This is a genomic window from Salinimicrobium tongyeongense (assembly GCF_026109735.1).
In the GTDB taxonomy this organism is placed as follows: domain Bacteria; phylum Bacteroidota; class Bacteroidia; order Flavobacteriales; family Flavobacteriaceae; genus Salinimicrobium; species Salinimicrobium tongyeongense.
This window is the reverse complement of the sequence record NZ_CP069620.1, coordinates 1,427,990-1,443,476: the sequence shown is the minus strand read 5'-3', so window position 1 is coordinate 1,443,476 and position 15,487 is coordinate 1,427,990. Positions and strand designations below refer to the sequence as shown.

Genomic DNA, 15,487 nt, shown 5'->3' with positions numbered 1-15,487 from the left:
AAAGGCGGTGGCCGCGCTTTTCGCTCATAGTTTTGAGGCGCTAAAGCCGCCCCAAAAGCTAACCGCTGCAATCGCTAAGCCTTTAAAAAGGGCATTTCCAGTTTTAATTTTTTCCTAATGCCACAGCTGCCCTGCACAAAAAATACTAACTTGAATTTATGCCGCTCAAAAATCAGAAAAAACCCCTGCTTTGCTTTGATGATAAAGGGATCTACTGCGAGCCTGCGGGTGTTTACCTCGATCCGTGGAAGCCCGTAAACAAGGCGATCATCACCCACGGCCACGCCGATCATTCCCGATGGGGGCATAAGCAGTACATCACCCACCACAACAATGTTCCCATTATAAAACACCGGCTTGGAGAAATTCAGGTTTCCGGAAAGGAATACGGGGAGACCTTCGTTATTAACAACGTGAAATTTTCGCTTTTTCCGGCCGGCCATATTATTGGCTCTTCCCAGGTGAGGGTAGAACACAAAGGTGAGGTCTGGGTTTTTAGCGGCGATTACAAAACTGAAGACGACGGGCTGGCAACGCCTTTTGAACCTGTAAAATGCCAGGCTTTTATCACCGAATGCACTTTTGGGCTTCCGGCTTTTAAGTGGCTGCCGCAGCAGCAGGTGATGAACGATATTAACAGCTGGTGGCGGCAAAACCGGGCAGAAGGTAAAACCTCTGTCCTTTTTGGCTACTCCCTTGGGAAAGCCCAGCGGCTCCTAAAGTTTTTAAATCCATCAATCGGCAGGATCTTCACCCACGGCGCCATAGAGAATATGACCGAAGTAGTGCGGCCTTTTGCCGAACTTCCTGAAACGACAAGAATAACACGGGAAACAAAAAAGAACGAATTAAGAGGCGGAATGGTGCTCGCACCGCCCAGCGCCCACGGCAGTACCTGGATCAGGAAAATGGTGCCTTTTGAAACCGGAATGGCCAGTGGCTGGATGGCTTTTCGTGGTGCACGCCGCCGCCGGGCAGTAGACCGCGGATTCGTACTTTCTGACCATTGCGACTGGCAGGGATTGTTGTCATCCATCAAAGCAACAGGTTGCGAGCGGGTGATCTGTACCCACGGATATTCTGAGATCTTCAGCCGGTTTTTAAATGAACAGGGTTACGACGCCCGCACCGCCGAAACCCAGTATGAAGGAGAGCTGGCAGAGATGAACACAAAGCAGGATGAAAATGAAGATGGATAAAAAGTGGTCAGTGGTCAGAAAAAAATGATATCCAATATCCAGTATAGTAATGTTCACCTGAAAGGAAAAAACTTCTGAAGAAATTACATGCTGCCCATTAAGAAAAAGAACAGCAGCAGGGCGATGCCTACCGCAATGAGGATTGGCTTGATCCAGCTTTTCTTGTGGTATTGCAGGTCGCGACCAATGAATTTGTTCCAGAAGAATTCGTTGAGAATTGCGGCACCAATCACGTTAGCGATGGCCGTCATTGACGGGGAGAGGCTAAGGGCCTGCATGAGCAGCGCAGTGGTAAATAGATAAACAACGGCAAAGAGCAGTACCCAGCCCGATTCTTTCTTCTTGCCCAATGTTCTGAGGTTTGACATGAGCAGGACAGCGGCAAAAATGGTAGAAAAAAGCAGCGCAAAGATCAAGATGAGGCTTTTTGAGTATAGCTGAGGTTCGTGCGATTTAGAATTTCCTTCTTCTGCTGTCATTTGTAAGCGTATTTAGCGGCTGCAAAATTAGAGATTTCCCGGCAAAAGTGTCGGTAATCCCTGGAACAATTACTCGCGGCTGACTCATGTCATGTTTTATTGTGGATGCCTTTGTTTATTTTGCCAAAAATTTCTCTTTTAATTCTCTATTTCATGGGAAAAGTAAAAAACCGCTGGCTCATTGCCGCATCTGCAGTTGGCATGCATCTTTCAATTGGTTCTGTTTATGCGTGGAGCGTATATACCACGCCGCTTACCCAACAGCTGGGATGGGATTTAAAAGAAACGCAGTTCACGTTTAGCCTTGCGATATTCTTTTTGGGAATTTCAGCTGCTTTCCTGGGGCATTTCCTGGAAAAGAACGGTCCCGGGAGATCGGGTATTCTTACCGCCGTACTTTTTGGAGCGGGAATTGCCGGCTCGGGTCTTGCCATAGAACTGGAATCTATCTACCTGCTTTACCTTTTCTATGGCCTTTTAGGCGGGATTGGATTGGGGCTGGGGTATATTACACCGGTTTCGGCACTCATTAAATGGTTCCCAGACAAACCCGGCCTTGCAACCGGTATGGCGGTAATGGGCTTTGGCTTTGCAGCGCTTATAAGCAGTCCGTTGATCGTTTTCCTTATAGAAGCCATTGGCATTGCAAATACTTTTTACTTAATGGGGAGTATATATTTTGTGGTAATACTTTTGTCTTCCCTCTATATTTCTTTACCTCCGGCCAACTGGTCTCCCGGCCAGGAGGCAAAAGAGGCAGAGAAAGTAGTGCAAAACCCTGTTCAGCTTACGGCAGGAGAGGCGGTAAAGACCAGGAGGTTCTGGCTGCTTTGGCTCATGTTCTTTATCAATATTTCCTGCGGAATTGCCATTATTTCGGCGGCATCGCCAATGGCACAGGAGTTTGCCGGATTAACAGCGGTCGCTGCAGCCACTATGGTGGGAGTAATGGGCTTGTTCAACGGCCTGGGCCGCATTGGCTGGGCTTCGCTTTCAGACGCCATTGGGCGGCCAAATATCTTTAGCTGCTTTTTTATAGTGCAGATCATTGCCTTTTTGATATTGCCACAGGTAACCAATGCGTGGGTGTTTCAGCTGCTTGTGTTTGTGATCATTTCCTGCTACGGCGGAGGTTTTGCCACTGTACCCGCCTTTATAAAAGACCTTTTTGGCACTAAACAACTGGGGATTATCCTGGGGTATACCCTCACCGCCTGGGCGGCGGCTGGTATGGCCGGGCCGCTACTGGCTGCCTGGGCGCGTTCTATTTCCAGCAGCTACAATTCTACCCTGTACATTTTCTCGGGCCTGCTGGTGGTGGCTTTTTTGCTTTCCATGCTCATTCGCCGGGATATCAGGAAAATTTCAGTTGTTGAAGAAAAATCTGCTGCCGCAGTTCAAGCTGCAGTTGTTTCCTCTTCTGAAAGCTAGCCCTGTTTGATTTTCAGCATTATTTCCGAAGAAATCTGAATTTTTAAGAGCATTTTTTGCGAAAGCGAAAATTTGATCCTGCCCTAAAACGTTGTAGTTTCATATTGTTATCAACTAAAACGATTGAAGCTATTCGGGGTGCCGGGGGCGGGTTGAAATATGATTTTTATCATAAAAAAAGCTGCTTTTCTGAGGGAAATTTGTGCTGTAATTAAAATTGAAGAGCAGCATTTGTAACAAGTATACTCTTCAATAAAATCAAAAAAAGATGCTGAAGTTATCTCAGGAAGTACTTGAGTTCCGCGAAGGAACCTGGACCAGGAAAATTGATGTGAGGGATTTTGTGACCCTTAATGTGACCCCTTATTACGGTGATGATTCATTCCTCGCCGGTGCTACAGAGAGAACTAAAACGCTGTGGCAAATATGCCTCGCTGCCATGAAAGAGGAGCGGGAGCGAAACGGCTGCAGGGCGATAGATACTGAAACTATTTCGGGCATCACCAGTCATGGCCCGGGTTACATCAATAAAGATCTTGAGGTAATTGTAGGTTTACAAACCAACGAGCTTTTAAAAAGAGCCATGAAGCCTTTTGGCGGATTTCGTGTAGTAGAAGGTGCTGTGGCCGAAAAAGGTCAGCAGGTAACACAGCGTGTTAAAGAAATCTTTGATTATACCAAAGATCATAACAACGCTGTGTTTGCTGCATACGATGATGAAATTAGAAATTATCGCTCAAGAGGAATCCTTACCGGCCTGCCCGATAACTACGCCCGTGGCAGGATCATTGGAGATTACCGCCGGCTTGCCCTTTATGGGACAGACCGCCTTATTGAAGCTAAAGAACAAGATAAGCGACTTGTGGATGGAGAAATGACCGAACACAAGATACGCCTTCGCGAAGAGATCACAGATCAAATAGTTGCCCTTAAAGATATCAAGCAAATGGGAGCTATGTACGGTCTTGATCTTGGAAGGCCTGCCCAAAATGCCCGTGAAGCTGTACAGTGGGTGTACATGGCCTACCTTGCCGCTGTAAAAGAGCAGGATGGCGCGGCTATGTCTCTTGGTAACGTTTCTTCTTTCCTTGATGTTTATATTGAAAGAGATCTTACCGAAGGTTTGATAACCGAAGAAGAAGCCCAGGAATTTATTGATCAATTCGTGATGAAACTGCGAATGGTAAGGCACCTGCGCCCTGAAGCCTATGACGAAATCTTTGGGGGCGACCCAACCTGGGTAACCGAAGCCATTGGCGGGCAGTTTGAAGACGGAAGAACAAAAGTGACCAAAACTTCTTTCAGGTTCTTACAAACTCTTTATAACCTGGGGCCTTCTCCCGAGCCTAACCTAACCGTACTCTGGTCTCAGGATCTGCCTGAAGGCTTCAAAAAATTCTGTGCCCAGGTCTCTATAGATACTTCTTCAATTCAATATGAGAATGACGACTTGATGAGGCTGGTAAGAGGTTCAGACGATTACGGAATTGCATGTTGTGTTTCCTACCAGGAATTAGGAAAAAGGATACAGTTCTTTGGAGCCCGTGTAAACCTTCCAAAAACGCTGTTAATGGCACTTAACCAGGGCAGGGAAGAGCATTCAGGACAGGCTTTACTGGCTGGAATTCCTGCGCTGCAAAACGAGTATCTCGATTATGAAGAGGTAATGTCAAACTTCAAAAAGTCGATGGTTGAAGTGGCCAGGGTGTATTCCAAGACCATGAACATCATCCACTACATGCACGATAAGTACTACTATGAGAAAGCCCAGCTGGCATTCGTAGATTCCGATCCCGGTATTGACATGGCCTACGGAATTGCCGGAATCTCTATCATTGCCGATTCACTTTCGGCCATTAAATACGGAAAAGTTAAAGCTATCCGCAATGAAGAAGGGCTTACTGTAGACTTCAAAGTAGAAGGGGAATATCCGAAGTTTGGTAACGACGATGAAAGGGTAGACAGCATTGCAAGGGAGATCACCCGATTCTTCTCTCAGGAACTTGCTAAGCACAAGTGTTACAAAGACGCAGTCTCCACACTCTCTTTGCTCACCATCACTTCCAATGTGATGTATGGTAAAAAGACCGGTGCCACCCCCGATGGAAGAAAAGAAGGTGAAGCCTTTGCCCCCGGTGCAAACCCAATGCACGGCCGCGATGAACACGGTGCCATAGCCTCTTTGAACTCGGTTGCCAAATTAGATTACAGGGATGCCCAGGACGGGATCTCCAACACCTTCTCTATAGTTCCCAAATCTTTGGGAAGCGACAGGGAAGGGCAAATTGAAAACCTGGTTGGCCTGCTTGACGCCTACTTTGGCCTCAATGCCCACCACCTTAATGTGAACGTGCTTAACCGCGAAACTTTGATGGATGCTTACGAGCACCCCGAAAATTATCCTCAGTTGACCATTAGGGTCTCCGGCTATGCGGTAAACTTTATAAGGCTGTCAAAAGCCCACCAACTGGAAGTGATCGCAAGAACCTTCCACGAAAGAATGTAGTTTAGGATTGAGTTTTTAATTGAGCATCAGGAGATTTCAGGTACCCCCAAAACGAAATCTCCTGATCTTTTTTACTAATTTCCCAAAAATGAAATGCTATGATAAAGGATGGATCTTTGGTTAAACAGGAAGTAGCACAATTAAACGCACCAGATTCTGAACAACTTAGGGTACATTCCATAGAATCTTTTGGTACCCACGACGGCCCCGGAATAAGACTGGTCGTATTTGTACAGGGCTGCCAGTTTCGTTGCCTTTACTGCGCCAATCCCGATACCATGGATGTAAAGGGAGGCCATTTTTTAAATATAGAGGAAATTGTGCAGCGGGCGATAAAACAGAAGCCCTATTTTCGCAATAAGGGAGGCGTAACGGTTTCGGGAGGGGAGCCTTTGCTGCAACGCGCTATCCTTAAAAAGCTTTTTGAAAGGCTGCACCAGGAAGGTATCAATACGGTGCTTGATTCCAATGGGCGCGTAATAGACCAGCAGGCTAAAGACCTGCTCGATGTGACCGATTTGCTGATGCTCGATGTGAAGCATTTTAACAACGAATGGCATAAAAAACTCACCGGCCTCTCCAATCTAAGCACCTTCAAAATCGCCGAATACCGCGAAAGTACCGGTAAACCCATGTGGCTGCGCTATGTGCTGGTTCCCGGCTGGAGTGACCAGGAAGCACACCTGCACGAGCTGGGCAGGCATTTTAAAGATTACAAGACTATTGAGCGTATAGAAATTCTGCCTTATCACCAACTGGGGGTGCACAAATGGGAAGCCCTTGGCATGGAATACAAGCTGAAGGATGTGAGCCCGCCAAACGCTGAAACCCTCGAAAATACCGCTGCTGTTTTCAGAAAATACTTCCGGGAAGTGCGGGTAAACTGATTCCGGAAATTTCCGAAGAAATTTGAATCGGCTTCAGCTAAAAAACGCTTCCTGAAAAAGCTATTTTTGACAGGAATTTTTCAATAGTTCAAAACATCAAAATAAGATCACAATGTCTTCACTTCTCGATTTTCTGAGCACAGATTATGTAGCTCTTTTTATAATTATAGGCATAGGGATCATCCTGGGAAAAGCCTCCTACAAAGGTTTGTCGCTCGATACTTCGGCAGTGATCTTTGTGGCAATGTTCTACGGCTATGCCATGTTCTCCCAGGGTGTGGAGTTTGCGTTTCCCGGAATTATTCAGCAAATAGGGCTTTTGCTGTTTATCTTCACCATAGGCATGCAGGCCGGCCCCACCTTTTTTGAGGTATATAAATCTCAGGGAAGAAAGCTTATTAGCATGGCTTTTTTGACCGTTTTGGCCGGTGCTCTTACCACCCTGGTCCTGGCACTTGTTTTAGATATAGATTATAGGATCTCTGTAGGCCTATTTTCGGGTGCGCTCACCAGTACACCCGGTCTGGCAGCTGCCATTGAAGCTACCGGCTCGTCTCTGGCGTCTATCGGTTACGGGATTGCTTATCCGTTTGGAGTTATTGGAGTGATCCTTTTTGTAAGGCTTGCTCCTAAGATATTTGCCACCAATATGGCCCGGGAAGAGCAGAAATACATTGAAGAAACCCAAACCAAAATCCCCGAGGTGGGCCATAAGAATTTTATGGTGACCAACGAAAATGCTAACGGCAAGACCATTAGGGAGCTGGATATCAGGATGATGACCAAGGCGAATATTTCACGGGTCATGAGGGCCAATGAGACCTCCATTCCACCTGCGGCCGATCTTGTTCTTCGGAAGGGTGACGTGGTAAGGGCTGTAGGCACCAGCGAAGCCCTCAAAAAAGTGGAATTGCTTTTGGGGAATCCCACAGATATCGAAATCCCCGAAAGTGGTATGTTCGAAGTGAGGTGGTATGTCATTTCCAAGCGGAATGTGGTCAATAAAACCCTGGGGGAACTCAACCTGAGGGAGAACTACAAAGCCACGGTAACACGCATTAGAAGGGCAGGCATTGACCTGCCGGCGAGGCCCTCGGTCAAGCTGAGGTTTGGCGACCGTTTGTTCATTTCTTCTACCCGCGGCAACGTGAACGGCCTTAGCCTTCTTTTTGGCGATAGCATGAAAGAAGTTGAAACCACCAGTTTCCTGCCGGTTGCCCTGGGCATTCTCATCGGCTTAATGATTGGGGCCATTGAAGTGCCGCTTCCCGTAGGCAGTTCCTTCTCACTGGGGCTTACGGGCGGCGTTTTACTTGCAGCCCTCATATTGAGCCGGATTGGAAAAACAGGGCCCATTTTATGGAACCTTCCGGGTACCGGAAATCATATTTTACGGCAGTTTGGCCTCCTGCTTTTCCTCATTCCCGTAGGGCTTTCTGCGGGTAGCCAGCTGGGGCCCACCATCCAGGAATACGGCTTAAGCCTCTTTGCCATTGGCGCGGCAATTACCTTGATCCCCATGATCATCGTCGTGCTGGTGGCCAGGATCATTCTTAAAATGAACTTTTTGTCTGTCCTGGGGGCTTTAACCGGGGGTATGACTAGCACTCCCGGCCTAAGCGCGGTAGATTCCATGACGAGCAGCGAAGGTCCGCAGGTAGCCTACGCCACCGTTTACCCCTTTGCCCTGGTCGCCATCATCATCTTTACCCAGGTGCTTAGCTACATTTTGTAGAGTATAAAAATGTTTTCTTCGGAAGTTAATTTTCATCTGTTTCTGAAGCTTCAGACTCAAAAATGACATTTTACGATTAGAAATTCTGTAGGAAATTTCAGCAGAAACTAAATACTCTTCCGCATAAATTCAGAAAAAAACAGCGGTCAGAAATGCCATTTTTGGGAGGTAAGGGATTTTACTTTTATATTTAAGATCCCAATACACCTTATGAAAAAGATCTTTCCGGTTATTCTTGTGCTGTTTTTTCTCGGCTTTGGAGTTGTGGCGTATATATATTACCCGCGGCTTAACCTTATTACGGGATTTGCCGCTAAAAATATGTGTTCCTGTGTCTATGAGGCCGGTAGAACTGCGCAGAGCGTGGTTTCTCAGGACAATGATTTTAGCCCCGTAAATTTAGCCGAATACGAGATCAATCCTGAAGCCAGGTCAGCTTCATCAAGGGTTTTTGGGCTGAAAAAGCGCACTGCCATGTACAACCCCGGCCTTGGATGCGTGCTGCTGCCCGAAGATGCGGGCCGCGATGACCTGCCGGAAGCAAAACCCCGGCGACAACAGCCCTTTTCCAGCCTCGCTTATCCTTATGGCAACGCAGAGCCTGTAGATACTGTGTTTCCTGAAGTTAATTACCAGCAGCTGGAACTGGCTCTCGAAAATGCCTTTTTTGGGGAGAATAAAACCCGGGCGGTGGTGGTCTTGTACAAAGACAGGCTTTTAGCAGAAAAATATGCCCCGGGATTTGATGAAGGCACAAAATTCCTGGGCTGGTCTATGACCAAAAGTATTACCAGTGCCGTTTTAGGCGTGCTGGCCAGGCAGGGCAGGATTTCCTTAAGTGATGATGTGCTTTTTCCTGAATGGGCAGCCGACGAGCGGGCCAAAATCACGCTCAACCACCTGCTGCACATGAGCAGCGGACTCAAATGGGAGGAAGATTACACGAAAATTTCGGATGTGACCAAAATGCTCTTTCTGGCCGACGACATGAGCGAAGTGCAGCTGCATAAGGAGTTGCTGGGGCAGCCCGGCAGCATCTGGAATTACTCTTCGGGAACTACAAATTTGCTTTCGGCATATATCCGAAACCAGTTTAATTCCCACCAGGAATACTTCGATTTTTGGTATGCTCAGCTTATCGACAAGATAGGAATGTATTCCATGACTCTGGAGACCGATATGGCTGGCCATTATGTGGGATCGTCTTATTCGTGGGCAAATGCGCGCGATTGGGCGAAATTTGGCTTGCTGTACCTCAACAATGGAAACTGGAATGCTGAGCAAATTCTGTCTCAGGAATGGATAGATTACACCACTCGGCCTGTTGCGGGTTCTGATGGCCTTTACGGCGGCCATTTCTGGCTAAATGCAGGCAAAATCTATCCTGATGTACCAAAAGACCTGTTTTCGGCAAACGGTTTTCAGGGGCAGCACGTGTTCATCATTCCGTCACGCGATCTTGTGGTGGTGCGCTTTGGCCTTGCAGAACATCCCGAATTTGACCTGAACGTCTTTCTGAAACAAATTCTTGAGGCCGTGGAATGAGGTGTAGGCTCTTATAGAAGGCTTCAGTAGGTTTTAATTATTAAAAAATATTGAGTAATCAGCGTAATGGCATTAAATAATTAACTCGCGTGGAGGAATTTGCAGCACTCATAAGGGAACTTGACAGCACCAACAAAACCAATGTGAAGGTGGCGGCATTGACGCGCTATTTTCAGCGTGTGCCTAACAAAGATAAGGTGTGGGCAATCGCCATTCTCTCGCACCGCCGTCCGCCGCGACCCGTGAATACCACTTTGCTGCGTAACTTTGCCGCAGAGCTGGCAAATATCCCTCTCTGGCTGTTTGAAGAATCTTATCACATCGTTGGGGATTTGGCTGAAACCATTGCTTTGGTCATTCCCCCTGCCGAAGAATCAAGCGAGAAAAGCCTGACCCAGTACCTGGAGGAAGTCATTGCTTTAAAGAGTAAAACCGAAACTGAAAAGAAAGCTTACCTGCACGAGAACTGGGCGGCCCTGAATTATTACGAGCGTTTCGTCTTCACTAAACTCATTACCGGAAGTTTCAGGATTGGCGTAAGTCAGAAGTTGATGACCCGTGCCCTTTCCAAAGCTACGGAAATAGATGAAGATGTGCTGGCGTATAAACTGATGGGAGATTGGGATCCTCAGAAAATTTCCTTTCAAAAGCTCATTTTAGAGGAGAATGAGGAGGATTTTCTTTCCAAACCCTATCCGTTTTATCTGGCCTATGCCATTGAAGGTGCGCCCGAAGATCTTGGTGATCCATCCGATTGGAGTGCAGAGCACAAATGGGACGGAATACGATCGCAGGTGGTGATAAGAAATAGGGAGATCTATGTATGGAGCAGGGGAGAAGAACTGGTGACTGATAAATACCCTGAGTTTTCGGCATTTTTGAGGATCATTCCCGACGGAACGGTGATAGATGGCGAAATTTTGCCTTTTCCGGAAGGTGATATTGGTACCTTCAACGACCTGCAAACCCGCATTGGCCGTAAAACTGTTTCCAAAGCCCTGCTGAAAAAGACGCCGGTGATCCTGAAGGCTTACGACCTGTTGGAGTGGGAGGGAAAAGACATCAGGAATTTGCCATTTTTGGAACGCAGAAAGATCCTGGAGCAACTGCATTCAATCGCCGAAACAGCAGATTCTCCTTTTCACCTTTCAAAAACAATTTCCTTTAACAAATGGGAAGAGGCAACTGCCGAAAGGGAAAGGGCAAGAGAGGTGAAGAGCGAAGGTTTGATGCTGAAACGCTGGGATTCGCCCTATCTTGTTGGCAGAAAAAAAGGCGACTGGTGGAAATGGAAAGTGGAGCCATTGACCGTAGATGCCGTACTCACCTACGCCATGCGCGGCCACGGCCGCCGCTCCAATCTCTTTACCGACTACACTTTCGCCCTGTGGCAGGGTGATGAGCTGGTGACCTTTGCCAAAGCCTACTCCGGACTTACAGATGCAGAATTCCGCCAGGTAGATGCCTGGATAAAGAGAAACACGCTGGAACGTTTCGGCCCGGTTCGCTCCGTAAAACCTGAGCTGGTTTTCGAAATCGCATTCGAAGGTATCGCCGAATCCAGTCGACATAAAAGCGGGGTGGCAACAAGGTTCCCCAGAATATTGAGGTGGAGGCAGGACAAGAAGATCGAAGAAGCAAATACAATAGAAGAATTGAAGCAGTTGATCCCGAAGTGAGATTGTGCTGCGACGGACCACCCCGTCTCCGCTTCCGCGGAGCCACCCCTCCTTGAAAAAAGGAGGGGAGCTTTTTGTATTGTACAGCTGCACCAAAGGTGCAGCCCAAAAGCTCCTTCCCTTGCTAAGGGAAGGTGGATCCGCCGCAAGGCGGAGACGGAAGGGTCACACGGCTGCTTCTCGTTTGAAAAATAACAATCAAAATGAAACGCAGAATCCACAACAAAAAATCCCTCGAGCCCTACCGCAAGAAACTCCGCGGGAACGGAACTTCAGCCGAAGCTTACCTGTGGACACACCTGCAGCAAAAGAAACTGGAGGGGAGGAAATTCAGAAGGCAGCACAGCGTGCTGAATTTTATAGTTGACTTCTACTGTGCAAAAGAGAGGCTGGTCGTGGAACTTGACGGGCAATATCATATGAATCCAACAAATGAGGAAAAAGATGCAGTAAGGACCAAAAAGCTCGAAGAGATGGGGTTGAAGGTAATACGGTTTGAGAACAGGAGCGTGTTCGAGAATCTGGAGTGGGTGTTAGAGGAAATTAAGAGGCATTTTAAGAGCGACGGACCATCCCGTCTCCGCTCCCGCGGATCCACCCCTCCTTGAAAAAAGGAGGGGAGCTTTTGGGAACAGCTTTGCTGTTCCTTTGGAAGAATGTGGGTTTGAAAAATTAAAAAGTGAAGTAGAATTTTTAAATAGTAGTACAAATAGCTCCTTCCCTTGTCAAGGGAAGGTGGATCCGCCGCAAGGCGGAGACGGAAGGGTCCAACCGGAGCAGAATTATGATATGAACAAGAGAGAACTCATAAGACTCGCCAACGACTGGTTCAAAACGCAGTCCTGGAAATCTTTTGCCTTTCAAAAAGAATCCTGGAACGCCTTTCTGGATGCTAAGCACGGACTCCTCAACGCACCCACCGGAAGTGGAAAAACCTATGCGCTGTGGATTCCTATTGTTTTAGATTACATAAGGCAAAATCCCGATTATAAGACCAAGCACAAACCCGGACTAAAAGCTATCTGGATCACGCCGCTGCGGGCATTGTCGGTAGAGATCGAGCAGGCGGCAAATAGATTTGCGCAGGATATTGGCAGCGGACTCACAGTAGGCATCCGTACCGGTGATACTTCCCAAAAGCTACGTGTGGCCCAGAAGAAGCAAATGCCCGACCTGCTAATCACCACACCCGAGAGTCTGCAGCTGCTACTTTCCTCCAAAGGCTATGAAAAGACCTTTAAAGACCTAAATGCCATCGTAATTGACGAGTGGCACGAGCTGCTGGGTACTAAACGCGGAGTACAGATTGAACTCGCGCTTTCAAGATTAAAAACTGTCTCTCCAAAAATGAAGATATGGGGCATATCGGCTACTATTGGAAACCTTCAGGAGGCAAGGGAAGTGTTGCTGGGACCGGGATCTGAGGCTTTTGAGAATTCGGTTTTGATAAGGGCAGATATTCAGAAGAAGATCACGGTAAAATCGATCATTCCGGAGAAGATGGAGACTTTTCCGTGGCGGGGACATCTTGGTTTGCACCTCATTGATGAGGTGGTGCCTATCATCAGGAAGTCAAGAACAACCTTGCTTTTCACCAATACCCGATCGCAGTGCGAGATCTGGTTTCAACGGATACTTCAGAAATATCCTGAGTTTGCCGGGGAACTGGCCATGCATCACGGAAGTATCAACAAGGAGACGCGCCTTTGGGTAGAGCAGGCGATAAGGGATGAGCAGCTAAAGGCAGTGGTAGCAACTTCCAGCCTCGACCTGGGTGTGGATTTTGCGCCGGTTGAAACTATTATTCAAATTGGCGGACCAAAAGGAGTGGCCCGATTCCTGCAACGGGCGGGGCGAAGCGGGCACCGGCCGGGCGAAGAGAGCCTGATCTACTTTTTGCCCACCCACGCGATGGAGCTCATTGAAGCTTCAGCCTTACAAAAAGCAGTGAAACATACGGTGGTTGAAGACCGGATTCCATACCTGAATTCTTTTGATGTTCTGGTGCAGTATCTCACCACTTTAGCCGTTTCCGACGGGTTCTTTCCGAAGGATATCTGGCCGGAAGTAAAATCCACCTTCTGTTACCAGGCGCTTTCCGAAGCACAGTGGGAATGGCTGCTGAATTTCATCACCCAGGGGAGTCAGACGCTGCAGGCTTATGACGAATACAAAAAAGTAGAAATTGAAGAAGACGGACTTTTTAAAGTCAATAACAGAGCCATTGCCATGCGCCACCGGCTGCAGATAGGAACAATCGTGAGCGATGCGGTTTTGGCGGTGAAATATTTGGGCGGAGGATATATTGGTACTATTGAGGAGTGGTTCATTTCTAAACTTAATCCCGGGGATGTCTTTACTTTTGCCGGAAAGAACCTGGAGCTGTTCCAGATCAAAAACATGCAGGTGATCGTGAAGAAGTCGAAGGTGAAGAATTCACGTTTCCCCAGCTGGGCAGGAGGCAGGATGAGCTTTTCGGCACAAATGAGTGAGCTGCTGCGGGAGGAAATGTTTGTTGCTTCAGAAATTGAAGAAGCTTCTTCAGCAGAGACTTCTACTGAGCTTGAGGCGATGCATAACATTTTTCAAAGGCAAAAGCGGGAATCCATAATACCAAAGAAAGATGAATTCCTCATTGAGACTTTTAAAACCCGGGAAGGCTACCACGCAATTTTTTACCCTTTTGAGGGCCGGTTCGTACACGAAGCCATGGCAAGTTTACTGGCTTACAGGATAAGTCTGCTGTCGCCCATTACTTTTTCCCTGGCTTTCAATGACTACGGATTCGAGCTGCTTTCCGATCAGGAAATCAACATGCAGCAGGTGTTTGACAATGATCTTTTTTCTGCGGAATATCTGATGGATGACCTTCAGAAGAGTTTGAACGCGACCGAAATGGCCCGTCGAAAATTCCGAGACATTGCGGTCATCGCCGGTATGGTCTTTACGGGATTTCCTAACAAGATGATCAAAACAAAGCATTTGCAGTCCAATTCGCAGCTGTTGTTTAGTGTTTTCAGGGATTACGAGCCGGACAATTTATTGTTTCAGCAGGCGTTTAGGGAAACATTCGAGCATCAGTTGGAAGAAGGCAGGTTGAGATTGGCCATGGAACGCATTTCGGAACAGAAATTGGTTTGGAAACAATGCGAAAAACCCACACCTTTCGCCTTCCCGATCATCACCGACAGGATGCGGGAAAAATTATCTTCAGAAAAACTGGAGGACCGAATCAAAAAAATGATGGCGCAATGGGGCGACCTGTAGCTTCAAAAATGACAAAAACACTGACTCTTAATAATCAGACTTTCATTTTACATCCTTCCGGGGCTATGTTCTGGGAGGAGGAAGACCTGCTGGTGATTAGTGATGTGCACCTGGGAAAGGTGTCGCATTTCCGAAAGTTTGGCAGTGCGGTACCCCAAAATGCCATTGAGGGGAATTTTCAGAAAATGAATGAGGTAATTGCCTTTTTTGAACCCTCAAAAATAGCATTTTTGGGAGATCTTTTTCACAGCTCGCTCAACAAAGAATGGCTGTTATTTGAAAAATGGCGGAAAAATATTTCTGCGGAAGTCATTCTTGTGGAAGGGAACCATGACATCATTTCTCCGCTGAAATATGAAGCCCTGGGAGTTAAAGTTACCCCTGAAATTGTCCTTAAAAACTTCCTTTTTACCCATCATCCTGAAGAAAGAGCCGGATTTTTCAACTTTTCGGGGCATATCCATCCGGGAGTGAAGATCAACGGCCTGGGCCGCCAAAGCCTGAAGCTCTCCTGTTTCTTCAAATCCAAAGATCAATTGATATTGCCGGCTTTTGGTGAGTTCACCGGTAAATATATCCTCATTCCGCAGGGAGATGATGAGGTGTATGTGGTGACGAAAGAGGAAGTGATTTGTTTGAATGATTGAAAAAGAGCCAAGAACCTAGAGGCTAGAACCAAGACCTTTTCTGTGGACAAAGGAATTGGGCTTAAGCCCTGAGATGGATAAATTATAAACCACTGGCTAAAGCCAGTGGCAA

General features: G+C 47.2%; 11 protein-coding genes. 10 read left to right on the top strand and 1 reads right to left on the bottom strand.

Annotated features, from left to right (window positions below; translation table 11 throughout):
- Nucleotides 1-158 precede the first annotated feature (158 nt).
- Nucleotides 159-1,199: a ligase-associated DNA damage response exonuclease gene (locus tag JRG66_RS06410; RefSeq protein WP_265165030.1), complete on the top strand. Its 1,041-nt coding sequence runs from the start codon at nucleotides 159-161 to the stop codon at nucleotides 1,197-1,199.
- A gap of 83 nt (nucleotides 1,200-1,282) precedes the next feature.
- Here JRG66_RS06410 and JRG66_RS06405 read toward each other — a convergent pair whose 3' ends face one another.
- Nucleotides 1,283-1,678 (bottom strand): hypothetical protein, encoded by a 396-nt coding sequence (locus JRG66_RS06405; RefSeq protein ID WP_265165028.1) that lies wholly within the window; start codon nucleotides 1,676-1,678, stop codon nucleotides 1,283-1,285.
- 153 nt (nucleotides 1,679-1,831) lie between these two features.
- Here JRG66_RS06405 and JRG66_RS06400 point away from each other — a divergent pair, with 153 nt between their 5' ends.
- The 9 genes from JRG66_RS06400 to pdeM all read left to right on the top strand — a co-directional run bounded on the left by JRG66_RS06400 (nucleotide 1,832) and on the right by pdeM (nucleotide 15,375).
- Nucleotides 1,832-3,109, top strand: coding sequence for an L-lactate MFS transporter (locus JRG66_RS06400; RefSeq protein WP_265165027.1), 1,278 nt, complete (start codon nucleotides 1,832-1,834; stop codon nucleotides 3,107-3,109).
- Nucleotides 3,110-3,377: 268 nt separating this feature from the next.
- Entirely contained in the window at nucleotides 3,378-5,615 is a 2,238-nt protein-coding gene (pflB, locus tag JRG66_RS06395; RefSeq protein WP_265165026.1) for a formate C-acetyltransferase, read from the top strand.
- A 98-nt stretch (nucleotides 5,616-5,713) separates the two neighbouring features.
- Nucleotides 5,714-6,502: a pyruvate formate-lyase-activating protein gene (pflA, locus tag JRG66_RS06390; RefSeq protein ID WP_265165024.1), complete on the top strand. Its 789-nt coding sequence runs from the start codon at nucleotides 5,714-5,716 to the stop codon at nucleotides 6,500-6,502.
- 112 nt (nucleotides 6,503-6,614) lie between these two features.
- Nucleotides 6,615-8,237 (top strand): aspartate:alanine exchanger family transporter, encoded by a 1,623-nt coding sequence (locus tag JRG66_RS06385; protein ID WP_265165023.1) that lies wholly within the window; start codon nucleotides 6,615-6,617, stop codon nucleotides 8,235-8,237.
- Between the two features lie 210 nt (nucleotides 8,238-8,447).
- Complete coding sequence (locus tag JRG66_RS06380) at nucleotides 8,448-9,782, top strand: serine hydrolase domain-containing protein (RefSeq protein ID WP_265165022.1); 1,335 nt, start codon at nucleotides 8,448-8,450, stop codon at nucleotides 9,780-9,782.
- Nucleotides 9,783-9,871: 89 nt separating this feature from the next.
- Nucleotides 9,872-11,461, top strand: a complete 1,590-nt coding sequence (locus JRG66_RS06375; protein ID WP_265165021.1) for an ATP-dependent DNA ligase — start codon at nucleotides 9,872-9,874, stop codon at nucleotides 11,459-11,461.
- Nucleotides 11,462-11,664: 203 nt separating this feature from the next.
- Nucleotides 11,665-12,069 (top strand): endonuclease domain-containing protein, encoded by a 405-nt coding sequence (locus JRG66_RS06370; RefSeq protein WP_265165020.1) that lies wholly within the window; start codon nucleotides 11,665-11,667, stop codon nucleotides 12,067-12,069.
- Between the two features lie 181 nt (nucleotides 12,070-12,250).
- Nucleotides 12,251-14,728 carry a ligase-associated DNA damage response DEXH box helicase gene (locus JRG66_RS06365; protein ID WP_265165019.1) on the top strand — a complete coding sequence of 826 codons (2,478 nt, stop codon included), beginning with the start codon at nucleotides 12,251-12,253 and terminating at the stop codon, nucleotides 14,726-14,728.
- Nucleotides 14,729-14,736: 8 nt separating this feature from the next.
- Entirely contained in the window at nucleotides 14,737-15,375 is a 639-nt protein-coding gene (gene pdeM, locus JRG66_RS06360; protein WP_265165018.1) for a ligase-associated DNA damage response endonuclease PdeM, read from the top strand.
- Nucleotides 15,376-15,487: the final 112 nt, after the last annotated feature.

Bases quoted from the DNA above. Each gene is read 5' to 3' on its own strand.
- JRG66_RS06410 (WP_265165030.1), top strand. From the start codon at position 159: ATGCCGCTCAAAAATCAGAAAAAACCCCTGCTTTGCTTTGATGATAAA.
- JRG66_RS06405 (WP_265165028.1), bottom strand. From the start codon at position 1,678: ATGACAGCAGAAGAAGGAAATTCTAAATCGCACGAACCTCAGCTATAC.
- JRG66_RS06400 (WP_265165027.1), top strand. From the start codon at position 1,832: ATGGGAAAAGTAAAAAACCGCTGGCTCATTGCCGCATCTGCAGTTGGC.
- pflB (WP_265165026.1), top strand. From the start codon at position 3,378: ATGCTGAAGTTATCTCAGGAAGTACTTGAGTTCCGCGAAGGAACCTGG.
- pflA (WP_265165024.1), top strand. From the start codon at position 5,714: ATGATAAAGGATGGATCTTTGGTTAAACAGGAAGTAGCACAATTAAAC.
- JRG66_RS06385 (WP_265165023.1), top strand. From the start codon at position 6,615: ATGTCTTCACTTCTCGATTTTCTGAGCACAGATTATGTAGCTCTTTTT.
- JRG66_RS06380 (WP_265165022.1), top strand. From the start codon at position 8,448: ATGAAAAAGATCTTTCCGGTTATTCTTGTGCTGTTTTTTCTCGGCTTT.
- JRG66_RS06370 (WP_265165020.1), top strand. From the start codon at position 11,665: ATGAAACGCAGAATCCACAACAAAAAATCCCTCGAGCCCTACCGCAAG.
- JRG66_RS06365 (WP_265165019.1), top strand. From the start codon at position 12,251: ATGAACAAGAGAGAACTCATAAGACTCGCCAACGACTGGTTCAAAACG.
- pdeM (WP_265165018.1), top strand. From the start codon at position 14,737: ATGACAAAAACACTGACTCTTAATAATCAGACTTTCATTTTACATCCT.